At 67.6% G+C, this 18,857-nt stretch carries 19 protein-coding genes; 7 read left to right on the forward strand and 12 right to left on the reverse strand.

Translation table 11 applies throughout. The annotated features are described in order from the left end of the window. Positions 1 to 47 precede the first annotated feature (47 nt). Together kynA and UYS_RS0208725 are read left to right on the forward strand one after the other, a co-directional pair. Complete coding sequence (gene kynA / locus UYS_RS0208720; RefSeq protein WP_016855126.1) at positions 48 to 896, forward strand: tryptophan 2,3-dioxygenase; 849 nt, start codon at positions 48 to 50, stop codon at positions 894 to 896. Between the two features lie 75 nt (positions 897 to 971). Next, positions 972 to 2,624: an acyl-CoA dehydrogenase family protein gene (locus UYS_RS0208725; RefSeq protein WP_016855127.1), complete on the forward strand. Its 1,653-nt coding sequence runs from the start codon at positions 972 to 974 to the stop codon at positions 2,622 to 2,624. A 103-nt stretch (positions 2,625 to 2,727) separates the two neighbouring features. Here the strand turns inward: UYS_RS0208725 and UYS_RS0208730 are convergent, their stop codons facing one another. Beyond that, positions 2,728 to 3,345 (reverse strand): LysE family translocator, encoded by a 618-nt coding sequence (locus UYS_RS0208730; RefSeq protein ID WP_016855128.1) that lies wholly within the window; start codon positions 3,343 to 3,345, stop codon positions 2,728 to 2,730. 162 nt (positions 3,346 to 3,507) lie between these two features. On the opposite strand from UYS_RS0208730, the gene UYS_RS0208735 reads away from it, so the two are divergent. Both UYS_RS0208735 and UYS_RS0208740 read left to right on the forward strand, forming a co-directional pair. After that, positions 3,508 to 4,122 (forward strand): exopolysaccharide biosynthesis protein, encoded by a 615-nt coding sequence (locus UYS_RS0208735; protein WP_016855129.1) that lies wholly within the window; start codon positions 3,508 to 3,510, stop codon positions 4,120 to 4,122. 22 nt (positions 4,123 to 4,144) lie between these two features. After that, positions 4,145 to 4,957, forward strand: coding sequence for a DUF1206 domain-containing protein (locus UYS_RS0208740; RefSeq protein ID WP_040478161.1), 813 nt, complete (start codon positions 4,145 to 4,147; stop codon positions 4,955 to 4,957). Positions 4,958 to 5,545: 588 nt separating this feature from the next. On the opposite strand, the gene UYS_RS0208745 is transcribed toward UYS_RS0208740, so the two are convergent. The 7 genes from UYS_RS0208745 to UYS_RS0208775 all read right to left on the reverse strand — a co-directional run bounded on the left by UYS_RS0208745 (position 5,546) and on the right by UYS_RS0208775 (position 10,757). Beyond that, a complete protein-coding gene (locus UYS_RS0208745) occupies positions 5,546 to 6,427 on the reverse strand; it encodes a glycine betaine ABC transporter substrate-binding protein (protein ID WP_016855131.1) in 882 nt (293 codons plus the stop codon). A gap of 32 nt (positions 6,428 to 6,459) precedes the next feature. Further along, positions 6,460 to 6,639 (reverse strand): hypothetical protein, encoded by a 180-nt coding sequence (locus UYS_RS0208750; protein WP_016855132.1) that lies wholly within the window; start codon positions 6,637 to 6,639, stop codon positions 6,460 to 6,462. A gap of 4 nt (positions 6,640 to 6,643) precedes the next feature. Continuing rightward, on the reverse strand, positions 6,644 to 6,847 hold the full coding sequence (locus UYS_RS0208755; protein ID WP_016855133.1) for a CBS domain-containing protein: 204 nt from the start codon (positions 6,845 to 6,847) through the stop codon (positions 6,644 to 6,646). Between the two features lie 86 nt (positions 6,848 to 6,933). Next, complete coding sequence (locus tag UYS_RS0208760; protein WP_016855134.1) at positions 6,934 to 7,629, reverse strand: FadR/GntR family transcriptional regulator; 696 nt, start codon at positions 7,627 to 7,629, stop codon at positions 6,934 to 6,936. Positions 7,630 to 7,758: 129 nt separating this feature from the next. Continuing rightward, complete coding sequence (locus UYS_RS0208765; RefSeq protein WP_040478163.1) at positions 7,759 to 9,276, reverse strand: tripartite tricarboxylate transporter permease; 1,518 nt, start codon at positions 9,274 to 9,276, stop codon at positions 7,759 to 7,761. Next, positions 9,273 to 9,758 carry a tripartite tricarboxylate transporter TctB family protein gene (locus UYS_RS17730; RefSeq protein WP_016855136.1) on the reverse strand — a complete coding sequence of 162 codons (486 nt, stop codon included), beginning with the start codon at positions 9,756 to 9,758 and terminating at the stop codon, positions 9,273 to 9,275. Before UYS_RS17730 ends, UYS_RS0208765 begins: the two co-directional genes overlap by 4 nt. A gap of 33 nt (positions 9,759 to 9,791) precedes the next feature. Continuing rightward, positions 9,792 to 10,757 (reverse strand): Bug family tripartite tricarboxylate transporter substrate binding protein, encoded by a 966-nt coding sequence (locus UYS_RS0208775; RefSeq protein ID WP_016855137.1) that lies wholly within the window; start codon positions 10,755 to 10,757, stop codon positions 9,792 to 9,794. A gap of 477 nt (positions 10,758 to 11,234) precedes the next feature. Here UYS_RS0208775 and UYS_RS0208780 point away from each other — a divergent pair, with 477 nt between their 5' ends. Continuing rightward, positions 11,235 to 12,011, forward strand: coding sequence for an SDR family NAD(P)-dependent oxidoreductase (locus UYS_RS0208780; RefSeq protein ID WP_016855138.1), 777 nt, complete (start codon positions 11,235 to 11,237; stop codon positions 12,009 to 12,011). Between the two features lie 195 nt (positions 12,012 to 12,206). Beyond that, on the forward strand, positions 12,207 to 13,787 hold the full coding sequence (locus UYS_RS0208785) for an aldehyde dehydrogenase (NADP(+)) (RefSeq protein WP_016855139.1): 1,581 nt from the start codon (positions 12,207 to 12,209) through the stop codon (positions 13,785 to 13,787). A gap of 448 nt (positions 13,788 to 14,235) precedes the next feature. Here the strand turns inward: UYS_RS0208785 and UYS_RS0208790 are convergent, their stop codons facing one another. The 4 genes from UYS_RS0208790 to UYS_RS0208805 all read right to left on the reverse strand — a co-directional run bounded on the left by UYS_RS0208790 (position 14,236) and on the right by UYS_RS0208805 (position 18,299). Further along, positions 14,236 to 15,765, reverse strand: coding sequence for a tripartite tricarboxylate transporter permease (locus tag UYS_RS0208790; protein WP_016855140.1), 1,530 nt, complete (start codon positions 15,763 to 15,765; stop codon positions 14,236 to 14,238). Between the two features lie 62 nt (positions 15,766 to 15,827). Then, positions 15,828 to 16,322, reverse strand: coding sequence for a tripartite tricarboxylate transporter TctB family protein (locus UYS_RS17190; protein ID WP_016855141.1), 495 nt, complete (start codon positions 16,320 to 16,322; stop codon positions 15,828 to 15,830). A 174-nt stretch (positions 16,323 to 16,496) separates the two neighbouring features. After that, positions 16,497 to 17,504 (reverse strand): Bug family tripartite tricarboxylate transporter substrate binding protein, encoded by a 1,008-nt coding sequence (locus UYS_RS0208800; RefSeq protein ID WP_016855142.1) that lies wholly within the window; start codon positions 17,502 to 17,504, stop codon positions 16,497 to 16,499. A 48-nt stretch (positions 17,505 to 17,552) separates the two neighbouring features. After that, positions 17,553 to 18,299: a ribonuclease activity regulator RraA gene (locus UYS_RS0208805; protein ID WP_016855143.1), complete on the reverse strand. Its 747-nt coding sequence runs from the start codon at positions 18,297 to 18,299 to the stop codon at positions 17,553 to 17,555. A 165-nt stretch (positions 18,300 to 18,464) separates the two neighbouring features. Between UYS_RS0208805 and UYS_RS18475 the strand changes: the two genes are divergently transcribed. Then, a complete protein-coding gene (locus UYS_RS18475) occupies positions 18,465 to 18,845 on the forward strand; it encodes a hypothetical protein (RefSeq protein WP_156821583.1) in 381 nt (126 codons plus the stop codon). Positions 18,846 to 18,857: the final 12 nt, after the last annotated feature.

Here is an 18,857-nt window from a genome sequence, read left to right on the forward strand (position 1 = left end):
TAGAGTCGAGGCGACGCCGCCATCCGCACTCTCTCCCGGAGCCCGCCATGACCGACTCGCATCAGCATCGCCCCCGCGTCGACCTCGACAGCGAGGCCATCCACTGGGACCAGGACATGAGCTACGGCCAATACCTGGGCCTGGAGACCCTGCTCGACTGCCAGCATCCGCGCTCCCGCCAGCACGACGAGATGCTGTTCATCGTCATCCACCAGGCCTCGGAGCTATGGATGAAGCTGTGCCTGCACGAGGCTCACGGCGCCGCCGACTGCATCCGCCGCGACGAGCTGCGCCCGGCGTTCAAGATGCTGACCCGGGTCGCCCGCATCCAGGAGCAGCTGATCAAGGCCTGGGAGGTGCTGGTGACCATGACGCCGGCGGACTACTCGAGCTTTCGCGACGAGCTGGGCCAGAGCTCGGGCTTCCAGTCCTTCCAGTACCGCGAGCTCGAGTTCCTGCTCGGCAACAAGAACGCCAGGATGGTCGAGGCCCACCGTGCCCATCCCGGCCACCACGCCCACCTGACCGCGGTGCTGCAGGCGCCGAGCCTCTACGACATCGTGCTGCAGCGCCTCGCCGCGCGCGGCTTCGCCATTCCCGACGGTCACCTGGCGCGCGACTGGGCCGAGCCCTATGCCGCCTCGCCCGAGGTCGAGGCCGCCTGGGCGGCGGTCTACCGCGACACCGCCACCCACTGGGACCTCTACGAGCTGGCCGAGAAGCTGGTCGACCTGGAGTACAACTTCCAGAAGTGGCGCTTCAGCCACATGAAGACGGTGGAGCGCATCATCGGCTATCGCCGCGGCACCGGCGGCACCGCCGGGGTCAACTACCTGGTCAAGGCGCTGGATCTGCAGTTCTTCCCCGAGCTGTGGTCGGTGCGCACCTCGCTCTAGGGAGAGGACGGGCGGCTTTGACCGGCTCGCCGCCAGCCGCCATGCTCAGGGGAGTCCGCCTGCCGGAGGTCCGTCATGCACGATCACGCGCCCCGCGACCGGCTGGCCACCCATGCGGTGACCAATCAGCCGCCCCCGCCCGAAGACCGCGACGCCCTCGCCGACGACATCCCGCTCCGGGAGGCGCTCGCGCGGGAGTCGCCGGACTGGGTCGCCCGCCGCCTGGCCTCGCTGGGCCGCGAGGTGGGCAGCCGGCGGGTGCAGGCGCTGGGCGAGGCGGCGAATCACCACCCGCCCGAGCTCAGGCTGTTCGACCGCCACGGCCGGCGACTGGACGAGGTCGCCTACCACCCCGCCTATCACGAGCTGATGCACCTGGCGCTGGATCACGGCTGGCACGCCGTAGCCTGGCAGGAGGAAGGCCGCGGCGGTCATCAGGCCCACGTCGCCGCCCTCTACCTGCTGACCCAGGCCGAACCGGGCTTCTGCTGCCCGGTGACCATGACCCACGCCGCCCTGCCGGCGCTGCGCGCCTCGCCCGAGGCCATGACCGAGTGGGCGCCGAAGCTGCTGGCCTGGGACTACGACCCGCGCCCGCTGCCCGCGGCGCACAAGAGCGCCCTGACCCTCGGCATGGCGATGACCGAGAAGCAGGGCGGCAGCGACGTGCGCGCCAACACCACCCGCGCCGAAGCCACCGGCGACGGCTGGCGGCTGACCGGCCACAAGTGGTTCTGCAGCGCGCCCATGTCCGACGCCTTCCTGACCCTGGCGCAGACCGACGAGGGGCTCGGCTGCTTCCTGGTGCCGCGCTTCGCCCCGGACGGCACGCGCAACCCCATCGAGCTGCAGCGCCTCAAGGACAAGTGCGGCAACCGCGCCAACGCCTCGGCGGAGATCGAGTACCGCGACGCCTGGGCCCGGCCGCTGGGCGAGCCCGGCCGCGGCGTGGCGACCATCCTGGCGATGGTGCAGCAGACCCGGCTGGACGCCGCCACCGCGCCGGTGGCGATGATGCGCCAGGGGCTCGCCGAGGCCTGGCGCTTCGCCCGGCATCGCCGGGCCTTCGGCCGACGGCTGGCCGAGCAGCCGCTGATGCGCACGCTGATCGCCGACATGGGCCTGGAGGTGGAGGCCGGCGTGGCGCTGACGCTGCGCACCGCCCGGGCCTTCGACGGCGCCGCGCGGGGCGACGAGCACGAACGCGCCCTGGCCCGGCTGCTGCCGGCGCTGGCCAAGTACTGGCACAACAAGCGCGCGCCGGGCTTCCTGGCCGAGGCCATGGAGTGCCTCGGCGGCATCGGCTACGTGGAGGAAACGCCGCTGGCGCGGCTGTATCGCGAGGCGCCGGTCAACTCGATCTGGGAGGGCTCGGGCAACGTGATCTGCCTGGACGTGCTGCGCGTGCTCGGCCGCCATCCCGAGTCGCTGGCCGCGCTGCGCGAGGAGTTCGATGCGGTGCAGGGCGAGTCCGCCGAGCTCGACGCCGCCCTGGCCGAGCTCGAAGGCCTGATCGGCGAGTCGCCCGAGACGCTCGAGCCCCGCGCCCGCTGGCTGACCCAGCGCCTGGCCCAGTGCCTGCAGGCCGCGCTGCTGCTGCGCCACGCCCCGCCGGCGGTGGGCCACGGCTTCTGCCGCGGCCGGCTGGGCGAGCGGGTCGGCGGCGCCTACGGGGTGCTGCCGGCCGAGGCGCGCGTGGACGAGATCCTGGCCCGCCTGCCGAGCTGACGGAGCCGGACCGCTCCCCATCGATCGGCTGGCCGGCGTGACGGCGGCGGTGGGGCTCCATGCCCCGTGTCCGAGGCGTTACCGCCAGGGCGTCACGACCGCGCTACATGATCGGCCCCGCCACCACGCGCAGCGCCAGCCCCAGCAGCAGCACGCCGGTGATGCGATTGATCCAGTGCGCCCGGGCCTGCAGCCAGGGCAGCACCCGCGAGTGGGAGAGCCCGACGGCCACCAGCACGTACCAGCCGCCGTCGATGACCACCGCCGTCAGCACGATGATCGCCCGGGCGGCCAGGCTCATGTCCGGCGTCACGAACTGGCTGAGCAGGGCCACGAAGAACAGGATCAGCTTGGGATTGCCGAGTGCCACCAGCATGCCGTCGCGGGCCGCCTGGCGCCGGGTCGTGGCCATCGCCTGGGCGTCCAGCGCCCCGCCGCGGCCGGCCCGCAGCGCCTTGACGCCGAGCCACGCCAGATAGGCCGCCCCACCCCAGGTGATGGCCTGGAACAGCGTCGGGAAGCGCACGATCAGCGCCCCCAGGCCCCACACGGTCAGCAGCGCATAGAGGCCCACCCCCAGCGCATGGGTGAGCGCCGCCATGATCCCCGGCACGCGACCGCCGCCCAGGGTATGGCGCAGCACCAGCGCCAGGCTCGGCCCGGGCGACATCGCCCCCATGGCACAGATCGCGGCCAGCGACATCCATAGCGAAAACGGCATGAGAGTCTCCTTGTCTCGAGAGCCGGCCGGCGATATCGGGGCTCGCCGGCAAAGCGGGAAGGACGGGGCGTTCAGCATACGATATCGTGATGCCGGACGCCCGGCAGGCGCGACGAGGGCATGCCAGCGCCCATCCTCCCATTTCCCGGACGGCAGGACCGCATGACCGACGACGCCCAGCAAGTACCGCCCCAGGAAGGCCCCGGCAGCCTGACGACGCTGATCACCCGGGTCCAGCAGGCCGGTGAACAGCGCGACGACGTGAGCCTGGAGGCGATCCTCGATACCGTCGGCCGGCGCAGCTTCGCGCCCTTCCTGCTGGTCGCCGGGCTCATCACCCTGGCGCCGGTGATCGGCGACATTCCCGGCGTGCCTACCCTGATGGCCACGCTGGTGGTGCTGGTGGCCGCCCAGTTGCTGCTGGGGCGCGAGCACTTCTGGCTGCCGCGCTTCCTGCTCGAGCGACGGGTCTCCCGCTCGCGGTTCGTGCGGGTCACCGACTGGATGGCGCGCCCCGCCCGCTGGGTCGACCGCTATCTGCGCACGCGGCTGGTCTGGCTCACCCGCGCCCCGGCCCACCTGCCGGTGGCCCTGACCTGCCTGCTGATCGGCCTGGCCATGCCACCGATGGAGCTGGTGCCCTTCTCCGCCAACGGCGGCGGCCTGGCGCTGACGCTCTTCGGCCTGGCGCTGCTCGCCGAGGACGGCCTGATGGCACTGGTGGCCTACCTGCTGACCGGCACCACCCTGGCGCTGGTGGTCATCGGCCTCGCCTGACACTTCGACCGTGGAGCCCACGATGCCAAGATCCGATTCCCGACTGACGCGGGGCGTGGCCCTCGCGGCCGGTGCCGGCTATGCCGCCAAGGGCATCGTCTACCTGCTGGTGGGCGGCCTGGCCTTCCTGGCGGCGGTCGGGCTGGGCGGCGACAACGTCGGCACCAAGGAGGCCCTGTTCGGCCTCGCCCGCCAGCCCTTGGGCGACCTGATGATCATCGCGCTGGGCGCGGGGCTCGCCGCCTATGCCGCCTGGCGCCTGCTCCAGGCCGTGCTGGACACCGAGGACGCCGGGCACGGCCCCAAGGGGCTGGTCACCCGGCTGGGCTTTGTGATCAGCAGCCTCATCCATGCCAGCCTCAGCGTCTACTGCCTCGACCTGCTGCGCGACGTCGCCGAGGCCTCGGGCAGCGATACGGCCAGCGACCGCACCGCCCAGGTGATGAGCCACCAGGGCGGGCTCTATGTGATCTTCGCCGTCGGCCTGGTGTTCATCGCCATCGGCCTGCGCCAGCTGTGGCGAGCCATCCGCCAGTCCTACCTCAAGAACTGGTACCGCCAGGATCTGGGGCCGCTACAGCAGCGGCTGGCCGACATCATCACCTGCTGGGGGCTCTCCGCCCGCGGCCTGGTGTTCCAGGTGATCGGCCTGTTCCTGTGCCTCGCCGCCTGGCACACCGACCCCAGCGAGGCCCAGGGCCTCGGCGGCGCGCTCAACGTGCTGGCCGCCCAGCCCTTCGGCCCCTGGCTGCTCGGCGCGGTGGCCCTCGGCCTGGCCAGCTATGGTCTCTACTGCCTGATCAACGCCGTCATTCGCGACACCAGCCTCGACTGAAACGACTCCACCGAGGCGGCGAACACTCACGGCGCCCCCTGCGCTAGGCGACATGAAAAAACAGCGGCCCGATACAGGGCCGCCGTTCAACAGGGATGGGGCGTACGACCATCGCCGATGCTCGGCGACGATGACGATCCGGCAGGCACCGGGCAGGAACGAAAAAAGCCGCCCTGAGGGGCGGCGAGAGACCGTGACTAACAATGAGGAGGAGCTGGCAGCCGCTGACCCTAGCGGCCGTCAGCCGTGGCGGTTCATCAACGCCACGCCCTCAACGTAAATCCTCCTCGCCGCCCCGTCAATGAAAATGCGAATACTTTTTATCTATCGCTCGAGCTCGGCGACCCGGCGACGCCCTCCCCGCCCGGGAAACGGGCCGAAGAAAAGCGGCCGGAGAAGGCCGTCGAGGGATACGAGGATGTGCCGAGCCGGAGAGGAAACGACACCCTTCCGGTATTCCCGCGTCGCGGGAGTCGCAGTCATTCAACAAGGGCTGATACACGAACCGCCGTCCTTGGCCTCTCTCCGCAGCCAGGCTTGCCCCGGCGAATCGCCAGCACCAAGACGCTGCTAGCGCTGCGTAGTCCGTTAGATCAGGTCCTGCTCTTCGAGGAAGGACTCGGCCACGTCCTCGATGGTCTCACGCTCGACGTCGACCCGGGCGTTGAGGCTTGCCATGGTCTCGTCGTCGAGCAGCGCGGACAGCGCGTTCATCTGCTCGGCGAGCTCCGGATTGGCCTCCAGGGTCTCCTCGCGCACCACCGGGGTCAGCGCATAGGCCGGGAAATAGCCCTTGGTGTCTTCCAGGATCCGCAGGTCGAAGGCCGGAACGCGGCCGTCGGTGGAAAAGACCACCGCGACATCGACCTCGCTGTCGCGCAGGGCCGAATACATCAGACCGGTATCCATGCGAACGATATCGCTACGCCCCACCTTGAAGTCGTAGGTCTCCTGCAGCGGACGCCAGCCGTCATTCCGCGAATAGAACTCGGTATCGAGCCCCACCGTCAGGTCCATGTCGTTGTTGACCTCATCGGCCAGATCCTCGAGCGTCGCGATGCCGTGCTCCTCGGCATGATCCTCGCGCATGGCCATGGCGTAGGTGTTGTTGGCGTCGGACGGCTCCAGCCACACCAGGCCCTTCTCGGCATCGAGTTCCTTGACCTTGTCATAGGTGGCCTCGCGAGACAGCGACTCACTGATATCGTTGTAGACGATCAGCGAGGTGCCGGTGTACTCCCAGTAGAGGTCGATCTGGCCGTTTTCCTGGGCCTGGCGCAGCACGGCGGAGCCCATGCCATCGCGCCGGGTCACGTCATATCCCAAGTCGTCGAGATACAGCTCGGTCATGTTGGCGAGAATGAGCTGCTCGGTATAGTTCTTGCCGCCCACGTTGATCTCGTTGGCCTGGGCGCCGGTCATGGCACCGGCCAGAGCCAGGCCGGAAAGTGTCATCATCACGCGTTTCATGGTGGTCTCCTTGATATTGTCGGCTTGGTCTTTCACATGAGGCCGCCGGACATGAGGGTCAGCCACAAGTGCTGCACGGCCAGGAACTGGACGTCGGGCAGGTAGAAGATGAATTCGTCGATGACCCCGCTGGACTGGCTCCACACGCCGAGGAAGAAGATGGCGATGAGCAGCGCAATGCGCAGGGCCCCCTTCAGGCTGCGGATCGGCATCGGCTTACTCCTTGGTGGCCGGTTCGGCGGTCGCGGCGGATTCCGTGGGGCGAAACCGCGAGCCCAGGTGGTGGGTCATGGCGCGCTGGGTGATCTGGCCGCAGACCCGGCCGGCCTCGTCCACGCAGGGCAGCCAGATGATGTCGTTGGAGAACATCAGCGAGGCGACCTTGCGCAGGTCGTCGTCCAGCGACACGGTGGCCGGCACGTTCTGGAAATGGTCGCGACAGTAGCCCCGGGTAGTGCGCGCCCGGGAACGCCCCGGGCCGTCGTTAGCCGCCCTTTTTCGCGGGGTCAGTGAGTGCCCTCGAACATGCGGCGACGCGCGTTGTCGATGTGTGCCCGCATGGCGGCTTCGGCCCGTTCACCATCCTGCGCCTCGATGGCCTCGACGATATCCAGATGCTCGTCCTGCACCTTGCGCAACCGCGTCTGGGAGGCCATCAGAGAGAGGCCCCGCGTGAGGTTCATGCCGTTCTTGATGCTCTCGTTGAGCGACTTGAGCACGGTGGTGTAGTAGTGATTGCTGGCCGCCTCGGTGATGGCCAGGTGGAAGCGGTAATCCTCATCGGTCGCCAGGTCCTGTCGGGCGTTGGCCGCGTCGATGATGTCATAGCAGCGGCGGATATGATCCAGCTGGTCCTGGGTGCGACGCAGCGCCGCCAGGTGCGCCGCCCTCGCCTCGACATTGGTGCGAAACTCGAAGCAGCGCTGGATGTCGGCGATGCTCGAGATGGGAGCGAACTCGAGCACGGCACTGTCGGGCTGGCGTATCACGAAGCTGCCCGAGCCACGACGCGACACCACCAGCTCGTCTTCCTTGAGGCGGGCCAGCGCATCGCGCAGCACCGGGCGAGATACCCCATAGCACTGACACAGCTGCGCCTCGGTCGGCAGCTTCTTGTTGACCGGGTATTGGCCCTCGATGATCGCCGTCAGAATCTTTTCGTAGACCGCCGAAGCCAGTGAAAACTTCTCGTCTTGTGCCATATTCCTTGTGCTCCGGTTACCCTGCTCTCTGATGACCCCATTCCCCGAGGTGGCGTCTCTGCTACCGTCTGCATCAGGGGCCTGGGGGGCCCGCTCCCGACACCCCAGGCGCCCTTGTCGCGCGGATCTTCAAGCCTCGGCGGCCGTTTCACTGGCCGAGGCACGGCGCCCCGGGCGCTTCCACACCCCGTTGGCGATGATCAGCGTCCAGACCAGGATGGCGAGCCCCGCCAGCACCATGGCGATGGGCCGGTCGACGAAGGCGGTCAGATCACCATCGGACTTCAGGATCGAGCGCATGAAGTTGCTCTCGATGATCGGCCCGAGGATGAACGCCAGGATCAGTGGGCCGAGGGGGAAGTCGTTCTCCATCAGGAAGACACCCACCAGTCCCAGCCCGAGCATTACCCAGACGTCGAACATGCTGTTGTTGGCGGAGAAGGCGCCCACGATACAAAACATCAGGATCAATGGGTAGAGAACCCCCGTCGGCACCGAGAGCAGGCGCCCGGCGCCCTTGATCGCCATGAATCCCAGGGGCAACAGCAGCAGATTGGCCAGCACGAAGACCAGGAAGATGGCGTTGACCAGCGCCCCCTGCTCGGTGAAGACATCCGGCCCCGGGGTGATCCCCTTGGTCGTCAGTACGCCGATGATGATGGCGGTGACGGTATCGCCGGGGATGCCGAACACCAGCGCGGGAATATAGGCCCCGGACAGGGCCGCGTTGTTGGCGGCGCTGGCGGAGACCAGCCCCTCGGGATGGCCGGTGCCGTATTTCTGCGGCTCACGGGACAGCTTGCGACTGATCGCGTAGCTGATCCAGGAGGCGATATCCGCCCCCGCCCCCGGCAAGGCGCCGATCATGGTGCCCAGCAGCCCGCCCCGGGCGACGCCGCCCTTGTAGCGCCAGGTGGTGCCCGCGACACCACCGAACCCTTCACGGCGCGGCGTCTCCTTGCGGGATGCCCCTCGCCCTGCGGTCGGCAGGCTACGCAGCAGCTCGGTGATGGCAAACAGCCCGATCAGTACCGGCAGCAGCGAGATGCCGGCCAGCAGGTTGTAGTTGCCCAGCGTGAAACGCACCTGACCGGAGACGCTATCCATGCCGACCATGGCAATGGCCAGGCCGATCAGCATCGAGATCGCCCCCTTGAGCGGGTCACCTCCGGCCACCAGGATGGCGCAGGACAGCCCCAGCAGCGCCAACCAGAAGTATTCATCGCTGGTGAATTCCAGCGCAAACTCGGCAATACGCGGGGCGAAGAGCGCCAGCACCGCGACCCCGATGACGCCACCGAGCATCGAGCAGGTGACGTTGATGCCGAGCGCCAGGCCAAGCTGGCCGCGCTTGCCCATCAGGAAGGCCTCGTCGGCATACACCGCGGACGCGGGCGTGCCCGGCATGCGCAGCAAGGCACCGGGAATATCCCCGGCGACGATGGCCATGGCGGTGGCCGAGACGATGGCGGCGATGGCCGGCAGCGGGTCCATGAAGAAGGTCACCGGCACCAGCAGGGCCGTGGCCATGGTCGCCGTCAGCCCCGGAATAGCCCCCATGAAGAGGCCGAACAGGGAGGCGGCCACGATCACCAGGATCACCTCCCACTGAAACACCATGGCTGTCGCTTGCAGCAATTCGGTCATGGGTACAACACCTGTTCAAGGAGCCCGGGCTCCAGCGGCACATGCAGTAGCTGGGCAAACAACAGCCAGATGACCGCCGTCGCCAGCACCGCGGTCAACATTGCCCGCGCCCACCCCCGGCGGTGATAGGCACGAAACAGCAGGCTGAGCAGCACGAAGGCCACGATGGGGAAGCCCAGCACCGGCGTCAGCCATACGTAGGCGACCACGCTCGCTACCACGGCGGCGAGCGTCAGCAGGAAGGGGCGAGCCGCGACCTTGCTCGTCCAGCGGCACCAGGGCTGGCGCTGCCTCAGCCCCTTGATCACCATCAAGCCCCCCATCAGCAGCAGCAGCCCACCCACCACCTTGGGAAAGGTGCCGGCCCCGTAGACCTGGCGCGGCAGCGGGCTCAGGTCGGCCGACGCCACGATGAGGGCAGCCCCCAGGGCAGCCCCCAGGGCTGCCGCCATCGCGCCCGACACCGCATCACTGGTGCGCATCTCGAACACCTCCCGGATGTCGGAGCGACCCCATCACTGGGCCAGCCCCAGCTTGTCGATGATGGTCTCGTTATTGCTGTCCTGCTCGGCCATGAACGCCTCGAAGCCCTCGGGCCCCTTCCATACGGCGCCATAACCGCGCCCGCTCATGAACGACTGAAAGTTCTCGGAGTTCCAGACGCTCTCCGCGGCGGCCTCGAGCCGCTGCGCGATGTCCTCCGGCAGCCCCTCGGGGGCCACCAGGCCACGCCAGGAGCCATGGGACCAGTCGTCGCCGGTCACTTCCTTGGCGGCCGGTACATCGGGGAAGGCCTCCTCACGCTCATTGGCCAGCACGGCCAGCGTGCGGACACGGCCGGACTCACGCATGGACTCAATTTCGGGCAGCGACGAGAACACGATGTCCACTCCCCCGGCGGCCAGCTCCTGCAGCCCCGGCGCCGCCCCCTCGCTGGGCACCAGATTGACCGTGTTGGGGTCGATGCCCTGCTGATCGAGGAAGCCGGCGAAGGACAGGTGATAGGCGGCGCCCGGCGCGGACCCGGACACCGTGTATTCATTGGGCGACTCGGCGATATCGGTCAGCGCCTCGTCCAGGGTCTGCCAGGGCGAGTCGGCATTCACGGTGAAGGCCGCATAGTCCAGGTTGAGCAGGGCGATCGGTGTAAAGTCCTCGTAGGACAGAGCCGCGGTACCGATATGCTGGTAGGTGGCGATCTCGGCCGTCCCCAGGCCCAGGGTATAGCCATCGGGCGGCGCCATCTTCATCGCCATGTGGCCCACGACGCCGGACCCGCCGGTGCGATTGACCACGTTGACCGGCTGCCCCAGCTCGTCCTGCAGGCCCGCTGCAAACTGCCGACCGACCGCATCGGTGCCACCACCGGCCGACCAGGGAACGATCAGCGTGATGGGCTTGGCAGGATAGTCATCGCCGAGGGCAACCGTCGAAGAAGCCACCAGCAGGGAGGCACAGAAGAGACGGGTGAGCTTTCGCATGAGTTATCTCTCTTGTCGGTAAGCGTTTAAAAGCCCCCCGGCAGGGCCTGCGAGACTCGCTGCCGGGAAATACACCAGCAAGAGTGACCCGCCCTCATGCAATAGACAAGTTATTACAACTTATACTTTATGCTAACGCCGCCACCTCGACGCGGCAAGGGCGCTCATCCAGGCGCGAGATAGACGCTCAAGGAAAACCAGAAACAGCAATAATATCAGAATATTGCATATACAAAGACATGCTGGATACGCACCAACAGAATATCCGAAACAGCATCTCTAAGACTCATTGGCGTTTCAAGACACTCCGATTTGTTATTATTTGTTTGAAACCCTCTGGGCTCTGGTCTAAGGTTGAGCGAACATCGACTGGCGGGCCATGCCGGGGCCCGGTCACGACCCAGCCCGGCCCGGCCCTCACGCCATCCTCCTTCAGCCCGCGGCCTGATGCAGGCCCGATTCGTTCAGGAGCATTGCATGTTCACCGATCTCAATGACAAGACCGTCCTCATCACCGGCTCTACCAAGGGCATTGGTCGTGCCGCCGCGGTCGCGTTCGCCCGTGCCGGCGCCATCGTCGGCATCAACAGCAGCCAGAAGGACGGCGCCGCCGAGGAGCTGATCGCCCAGCTGGAAAGCGAGGGCGCCCGCTTCGCCTACTACGAGCGCGACCTCACGAAGAGCGGCGAGTGCGAGGCCCTGGTCAACGCATTCGTCGAACAGTTCGGCGGCCTCGACGTGCTGGTCAACAACGCCGGCGGCCTCGGTGTCCGCAAGGGTCTCGAATCCCTCGAGGACGACGACTTCGAGCTGGTGATGGACCTGAACCTGCGTTCCGTGATCATGACCACCCGCTTCGCCATGCCGCATCTCAAGGCCTCCGCCGAGAAGCGTGGCGAAACCGCCAGCGTCATCAGCACCGGCTCCATCGCCGGCCGTGAAGGCGGCGGCCTCGGCGCCTCCCTGTACGGCGGCAGCAAGGCCATGCTGCACAACCTGCATCGCAACTGGGTGAAGGAATTCACCAAGGATAACGTGCGCTTCAACATCGTTGCCCCCGGCACCATCGACACCGCCTTCCACGCCGACAAGAGCGCGGAGGTGAAGGAAAAGATCGCCTCTACCATCGCCATGGGTCGCCTGGGCACCTCCGAAGAGGTCGCCCCGTCCTTCCTGTTCCTGGCGTCTCACGCCACCAGCGGCTACATCACCGGCCAGGTGATCGACGTCAACGGCGGCCAGATGTGCCCCTGAGGCGGATCGCTCAAGCCCCGGTCGCCGGCAGGATCATGCCGGCGCCGTCTGCGTCCTGAGCCCCTCGCGGCCGGCCCCTTGTTCCGGCCGCTCCGCCAAGCGTCGGCACCGAGGCACCCTGGCCCGCCGGGCCAGCCCCCGCGCCCCTCTGCCGAGCCCCCTTCATCGACATCATCCCCATGTTCAGGAGCCCCCATGACTCTCGAAGGTCATCACCTGATCGGTTTCGCCTCCCAGGCCGGCGCCACCGGCGCCCAGAGCATCGAGGCGATCAACCCCGCCTCCGGCGAAGCCCTCGCCCCCCGGTACTCGCTGGCCGGCCAGGCCGAGGTCGAGCACGCCTGCCGGCTGGCCGAGGACGCCTTCCTGGCCTACCGCCGCCTGCCGCTTGAAGCGCGTGCCGCCTTTCTCGAAGCCGCGGCCGACAATATCGATGCCCTCGGTGACACCCTGACCGAGCGCGCCATGGCCGAGACAGGGCTGCCCAAGGCTCGCCTGGAAGGCGAACGCGGCCGGACCTGCGGACAGCTCCGACTGTTCGCCGAGGTGCTGCGCAGCGGCGACTACCTGGACGTGCGCGTCGAGGACGCCCTGCCCGAACGCACTCCCATGCCGCGCCCCTCCCTGGCCCAGCAACAGGTACCGCTGGGCCCGGTAGCGGTGTTCGGCGCCAGCAACTTCCCGCTGGCCTTCTCCGTTGCCGGCGGCGACACCGCGGCGGCGCTGGCCGCGGGATGCCCGGTGATCGTCAAGGCCCACTCCGCCCACCCCGGCACCTCCGAGCTGGTGGGACGCGCCGTCCAGCAGGCGGCCCAGGACTGCGGCATGCCGGAAGGCGTGTTCTCGCTGCTGTATGGCAGCGGCAGCGAGCTCGGCCAGGCCCTGGTCAAGGACCCGCGCATTCAGGCGGTGGGCTTCACGGGATCGCGCAATGGCGGCACCGCCCTGCTGCGTACCGCCCAGGCACGCCCCCAGCCGATCCCGGTCTATGCCGAGATGAGCAGCATCAACCCGGTCCTGCTGCTGCCGCAGCAACTCGAGGCCAACGCCGAGGCCCTGGGCGAGGCCTTCGTCGCCTCGCTGACCATGGGCGCCGGCCAGTTCTGCACCAACCCCGGGCTGATCCTGGCCCTCTCCGGCCCCGCCCTGGAACGTTTCGTCGATCGCGCCGGCGAGGCGGTACGCGAGGCCTCGCCCCAACTGATGCTGACCCCCGGCATCCACGCCGCCTATCAGCAGGGCGTGGCCCGGCTTGACGAGTCGTCGGACGTCTCGCTGGTCGCCAAGGGCAAGGCCACCGGGCACCTCGCCTGCCCCTGCCAGCCCCACCTGTTCCGCACCACCGCCACGGCCTTCATGGGCAATGATGCCCTGCACGACGAAGTGTTCGGCGCCTGCGCGCTGGTCGTCGAATGCGACTCGGCGGAGCAGATCCAGCAGGTGCTGGCCGCCCTGGAAGGCCAGCTGACCGCCACGGTCCATCTCGAGGAGGCCGACTACGCGCTGGCCGACCGGCTGCTGCCGCTGCTCGAGCGTCGCGCCGGCCGCATCCTGTTCAACGGCTGGCCCACCGGCGTCGAGGTCTGCCACTCCATGGTCCACGGCGGCCCCTGGCCCTCGACCTCCGATTCCCGCACCACCTCCGTGGGCAGCGCGGCGATCCAGCGCTTCCTGCGCCCGGTGTGCTACCAGGCGATGCCGGAGGCGCTGGCCCCGGACAGCCTCAAGGCGGACAACCCACTCGGCCTGCCGCGCCAGGTGAACGGCAAGCGCTGAACCGAGGGCCCGCATCGGGCCCGGCGCCATCGACCACCCAAGAGGCCCTCGCCATCGGCGAGGGCCTTCTTCATGATCTGTCCCGCGCTCCCCCTGGACACGGCGGCATGCTCACTGGAAGCCGTGGACAGCGTCTCCATGCAATCTCTCGGGATCCCCCCGCCCGCGACTCATTGAAGCCGCATGTGCCCCCACCCCGAGCCTGCCCGGCCCGTTGTTGTCGTTCGCCGGCCAGTATGGCCTCCGCCTCCTGGCGGCGGGCCCCGGAACACGGAGACAACGCCACGCGAGGCCCCATGGCCGGCTCTTGCGGCTCGCCACGGCGCTGCCAGGGGCCTCCACGGCTCATGGTCGAGCGAGCGAATGCCCCACGCAAAAAAGGCGCCTGCCCATGGCGAGGTGCCAGGGGGCAGGCGCCGAAGCGTCCCGCTTGGGGCGTTTCGTTGCTTCAGCCGGAGTTTTCGCTCCCCTTCAACCGCACCGGCTTACGAATCGCCAGGAAGTAGACGAAGATGCCGGTCAGCACGATGAAGAACAGGCTGTCCGGCTGGGTCACGAACACCGTCAGATCCCCGCTGGACAGCGTCAGGGTGCGACGCAGGTACTCCTCGAGCCCCGGGCCGAGAATGAACCCGAGCAGCAGGGTCACCACCGGGTAGCCGTGCTTTCTCAGGTAGAAGGCCAGCACGCCCATGACCAGGGTCATCATCATCTGGAAGGTCGAGTAGGTGGCCACGTAGCTGCCCACCACCGCCAGCATGGCGATCGAGCCGAACAGCACGTCGCGGCGAATGCGCACGATGCGGATGAAGTAGGGCCCCAGCAGGTACATGGTCAGCGGGATCAGGATCAGCGCGCTGAAGATCAGCGCCGCCAGCATGGGGGCGATCAGGCCGGCCTGGGACTCCATCAGCTGGGGCCCGGGCTGGATGCCGTTGATCACCAGGACCCCCAGCACGATGGCGGTGATCGGGTCGCCGGGAATGCCGAAGGTCAGCATCGGCACCAGGGCGCCGCCGCACACCGCGTTGTTGGCGCTTTCCGCCGCCGCGATCCCCTGAGGGTTGCCCTTGCCGAAGCTGTCGGGCTCGCGAGAGGTGCGCACCGCTTCCACATAGGCCAGGAAGCCGCCCATGGAACCACCGGCGCCGGGCAGGGTGCCGACCAGATAACCGATGGTGGACGACTTCAGGTAGCAGGCCGCCCCGATGCGACGGATCGCCGAGCGCGGGGGAATGAAGTCGCGGCGACGAATCTTCGCCACCCCCTTGAGCTGCTCGCGGATCCGCTTGGCAGCGTCGTTCTCGGCCAGCTGGGTCAGCAGCTCGCTGATGGCGAAGGTACCGATGATCACCGGCATCAGGTCGATCCCCGCCGCCAGGTCCCCCATCCCGAAGCTGAAACGGGCCACCGGCACCATGGCATCGAGCCCCACGGTGGCCAGCATCAGGCCGAGACAGGCGGCGATGGCCGCGCGACGCACGTTGCCACGCTGGGCGATGACGATCACGATCAGCGCGAACAGGATCAGCGCACACTTGCCGGTGGTCTGCACCAGCAGCGACAGGTCGGCGATCAGCGGCGCCAGCAGCACCAGCAACACCGCGCCGAACACCCCGCCGATCATCGAGGCGAAGGAGGCATGGCCCAGCGCCAGGGGGCCTTCGCCCCGTTGCTGCATCGGGTAGCCTTCCACCGCCGTCATCATAGAGGACGGGGCACCGGGAATATTGATGGTGGTGGCGGTGATGCTGCCACCGCACATGCCGGCCATGTAGATGCTGGCGCAGGCCATCAGCGCCGTGGTCACGTCCAGGCTGTAGGTCAGCGGCAGCAACAGCGCCAGCGCCAGGGTCGCGGTCAGCCCGGGAATCGCCGAGAAGATGGTGCCGATCAAAAAGCCGGCCACCACGTAGAACAGTACGGTGGAGTCGAGCAACAGGCCGAAGCTCGCCATCACCTGAGTCAGGAAATCCATGGGTTACCCCCGGAAAGGCGCCCGGCATGCATCGACGGGCGGGTTGCGTCAGTCGTCATGGCTCACCCCCACAGCATCGGCAGACGGACATTGAAGACCTGGTGGAACAACAGATACCCCGCCCCGGTGATCGCCAGCGCGATGGCGGCCTTGCTCGGCCACTTCTCGCGCCCGGAGAACAGCAGCATCACCGTCAGCACATAGGCCAGGGTAGACAGCGCATACCCCAGCGGCTGGAAGAGCAGCACGTAGGCCAGGGTCGCCAGCATCAAGGCCAGCTCGGGCGGGAAGCGTCGCCGGCTGGCGCTGCCCGATGGCGCCTCCTCGGCCGCGCCGGAGGCCCCGGCGCGCACGGCCGACCACCACTGCAGGCCACACAGCAAGGTGGCGAGCAGGCCGATCAACAGCGGGAAGAAAGACGGGGTCAACTTACCCCCCTCGAGGGGCGGCCCCATCGCCAGGGCACCGATCAGGTAGCCCAGCGACAACACCCCCAGCACGCCATGAAACCTGGCCGCACCGGATCCGAACAGGGAAGAAAACAGCAAACGAGACATGCAGCACCTCTCTCGGCCTCCGGCCAGGGAGACCGACACGCAATGATCGTTGAATCGAAACTCGCGGCAGGATGGCAGGCCGCCGCCGTCACCCCCGTGGCCACGCCATGACTTACCTGACGAGGCCGGCACCGGGCGGCAGGCGACGACGCTGCCTCACGAGATCACCGGGAGCTACAGGTCGAGCTCATCCATCGCGGCGAAGGTCCGCTGCTGGTAGTCCTCGATCCACTCGTTGACCTCATCGCTGCCCAGCCAGCCCGGGGTGACACCGATGCCGGTGACCCACTGCTGGAACTCCTCGCTCTCGAAGGCCTGATGGTAGGTGGACTCGAGGGTCTCGATGGCCTCCTCGGAGGTATTGGCCGGGGCCGCGAGCACGATGAAGCTGCCGGTCTCGAGCTCCACGTCGAACTCGGAGATCGGCGGCACGTCAGGATAGGCGGGGTTCTGGGAACCGGACAGCTCGACCACGCCCATGGCGTCACCCGACGACAGGATGCCGGAGAAGTCGCCGAGGCTCGAGATGGCGGCGTCGATCTCGCCGGACAGCAGCGCCTCCGCCTCGGCGGTGGAGGAGCCGGGGTAGGAAATCACATTGAAGGACACGCCGGTCGCCGCCTCCAGCCGCCGCACCGCCAGGTAGGGGCCGGAGCCCTGGGGCGCTACCCCGATGCGGACCGTTCCGGGGTTGGCCCGGGCCGCCTCGATCAGCTCTTCATAGGACGAAAAGCCGGACTGCTTCGACACCACGATGGCGTCGGCTTCCTGGGTGACACGGGCGAAGGGCTCGAGCTTGTCCAGCGAGTAGCCCGGCACCATGTTGCCCCGCGGCAGGGTGACGACGCTGTCGTAGGTCAGCACGCCGATGGTGTGGCCATCGGGCCTGGCCTTGGCGAGCTGCATGAGGCCGGTGGCGGTCACCGCCCCGCCGATGTTCTCCACATAGATGGACGTCGGCAGGGACTCCTCGGCCAGGCTGCTGATCTTGCGCGAGATGGCGTCGGCACCGCCACCGGCCGGCCAGGGCACGATCATGCGGATATCGCGCTGCGGAAAATCGGCCTGGGCAACGGGCACGCTGGCCACGGCGGCCAGCGCCGCGGTGGCCAGGGTCGCGCCCGCCACTCCCTTGGCGAGGCGTTGACAAAGGGATGAGTCGAGAGAGTTGAAAGCGAACATGGCGGCTCCTGATGGTTGTGATTGTCGTTGGATCGAAATCGCCCGCGGTCAGCCGCGGGTTTCCTGCCGGCGCAGGTAAGCCTGGTACTCCTCCTGGGCCTGCTCATTCGGCGGATAGAGACCGATGACGGCGGCGCCGGCGTTGACCTTGTCCAGCACATAGTCCTCGAAGGCTTCCATGCCGACGGCCTCCTCGGCGACTTCATCGGCGAGCTCCAGCGGCACCACGATGACGCCGTCGCCGTCGCCGACCAGCACATCGCCGGGATAGACCGGTACGCCACCGCACCCGACGGGCTGCTGGATATCCACCGCATGGTGCTTGGTCAGGTTGGTCGGCGCGCTGGGCTTGGTGCAGAACACCGGCATGGACATGCTCTCGGCATACTCGGAGTCACGCACCCCGGCATCCGACACGAAGCCCGCGCATTCGCGCACCTGGAGCCGGGTCAGCAGGATGCTCCCGGCGCTGGCGGCGCTGGCGTCCTGGCGACAGTCGGACACCAGCACGCGCCCCGGCGGTACGCTTTCCACCGCCAGGCGCTGGGGGTGCTCCGGGTCGCGGAAGGCCGCAACCACATCCAGGTCTTCCCGGGCCGGGATGTAGCGCAGGGTATAGGCCTGCCCCACCATCTTGACCTGGCTGTCGTTCATGCGGCCCACGCCCTGGATGTAGGTGTTCTTCAGGCCTCGCTTGTGCAGCAGGGTATGGAGTGACGCCGTCGACGCCGTCATCAGGCGTTCACGGGTCAGGTTGGACAGCTCTGCGTGAGGATAATCGTTGATGATGTTCATGATTCCGCCGAGTGGCTCTGTGGATGGCAGGATCACTATAGGAAGGGGAGGCATGCTTTTCAAACAACTTTTTACAAATAAGGCCGAGGCAAGGATGTCGAGCGCGAGATCAAACGAGAGAGAAGAATCGATCATTAGATAAAATATTGTTTCTATTGAGATTTAATGACATTCTTCACTCGACAGCTACCCAGAGCCTCATCATTAGACATAGGTCTAAAAAGGCAATATTTGTATTTATTGATCCCTTTCTTCAGCAGGGTTACCGGTGCGAGCGCCTGCGGGACGGCACGGCTCGACCGCTCGTCCCCTGACCGACGGACACAAAAAAGCGGCCCGACAGGGCCGCTGGAAGCGGGTCTGGTCACGCCGTTTGAGCGTCGATGCGGCTATCTGCTGGCGGCAGGACCGCCCGGGATCTCGGCCGAGCTGACGCAAGTGGCCATGATTCTCCTGCTGAAGCCGCACCGGGGCGCGGTCCACACCATCAAGCGGCACAACATGGTCATGACGCCGAATGAGCGCCCTCGAAAGCGGCTCGACTAGCGAACACCGGCA

The sequence above is a fragment of the Halomonas smyrnensis AAD6 genome (assembly GCF_000265245.1).
Lineage (GTDB): Bacteria > Pseudomonadota > Gammaproteobacteria > Pseudomonadales > Halomonadaceae > Halomonas > Halomonas smyrnensis.

Excerpts from the sequence above, each read along its gene's own strand:
- kynA (WP_016855126.1), top strand. The coding sequence starts at position 48 with ATGACCGACTCGCATCAGCATCGCCCCCGCGTCGACCTCGACAGCGAG.
- UYS_RS0208780 (WP_016855138.1), top strand. The coding sequence starts at position 11,235 with ATGTTCACCGATCTCAATGACAAGACCGTCCTCATCACCGGCTCTACC.
- UYS_RS0208735 (WP_016855129.1), top strand. The coding sequence starts at position 3,508 with ATGACCGACGACGCCCAGCAAGTACCGCCCCAGGAAGGCCCCGGCAGC.
- UYS_RS17730 (WP_016855136.1), bottom strand. The coding sequence starts at position 9,758 with ATGCGCACCAGTGATGCGGTGTCGGGCGCGATGGCGGCAGCCCTGGGG.
- UYS_RS0208760 (WP_016855134.1), bottom strand. The coding sequence starts at position 7,629 with ATGGCACAAGACGAGAAGTTTTCACTGGCTTCGGCGGTCTACGAAAAG.
- UYS_RS0208790 (WP_016855140.1), bottom strand. The coding sequence starts at position 15,765 with ATGGATTTCCTGACTCAGGTGATGGCGAGCTTCGGCCTGTTGCTCGAC.
- UYS_RS0208725 (WP_016855127.1), top strand. The coding sequence starts at position 972 with ATGCACGATCACGCGCCCCGCGACCGGCTGGCCACCCATGCGGTGACC.
- UYS_RS0208805 (WP_016855143.1), bottom strand. The coding sequence starts at position 18,299 with ATGAACATCATCAACGATTATCCTCACGCAGAGCTGTCCAACCTGACC.
- UYS_RS0208800 (WP_016855142.1), bottom strand. The coding sequence starts at position 17,504 with ATGTTCGCTTTCAACTCTCTCGACTCATCCCTTTGTCAACGCCTCGCC.
- UYS_RS0208785 (WP_016855139.1), top strand. The coding sequence starts at position 12,207 with ATGACTCTCGAAGGTCATCACCTGATCGGTTTCGCCTCCCAGGCCGGC.
- UYS_RS17190 (WP_016855141.1), bottom strand. The coding sequence starts at position 16,322 with ATGTCTCGTTTGCTGTTTTCTTCCCTGTTCGGATCCGGTGCGGCCAGG.
- UYS_RS0208745 (WP_016855131.1), bottom strand. The coding sequence starts at position 6,427 with ATGAAACGCGTGATGATGACACTTTCCGGCCTGGCTCTGGCCGGTGCC.
- UYS_RS18475 (WP_156821583.1), top strand. The coding sequence starts at position 18,465 with ATGACATTCTTCACTCGACAGCTACCCAGAGCCTCATCATTAGACATA.
- UYS_RS0208730 (WP_016855128.1), bottom strand. The coding sequence starts at position 3,345 with ATGCCGTTTTCGCTATGGATGTCGCTGGCCGCGATCTGTGCCATGGGG.
- UYS_RS0208750 (WP_016855132.1), bottom strand. The coding sequence starts at position 6,639 with ATGCCGATCCGCAGCCTGAAGGGGGCCCTGCGCATTGCGCTGCTCATC.
- UYS_RS0208765 (WP_040478163.1), bottom strand. The coding sequence starts at position 9,276 with ATGACCGAATTGCTGCAAGCGACAGCCATGGTGTTTCAGTGGGAGGTG.
- UYS_RS0208775 (WP_016855137.1), bottom strand. The coding sequence starts at position 10,757 with ATGCGAAAGCTCACCCGTCTCTTCTGTGCCTCCCTGCTGGTGGCTTCT.
- UYS_RS0208740 (WP_040478161.1), top strand. The coding sequence starts at position 4,145 with ATGCCAAGATCCGATTCCCGACTGACGCGGGGCGTGGCCCTCGCGGCC.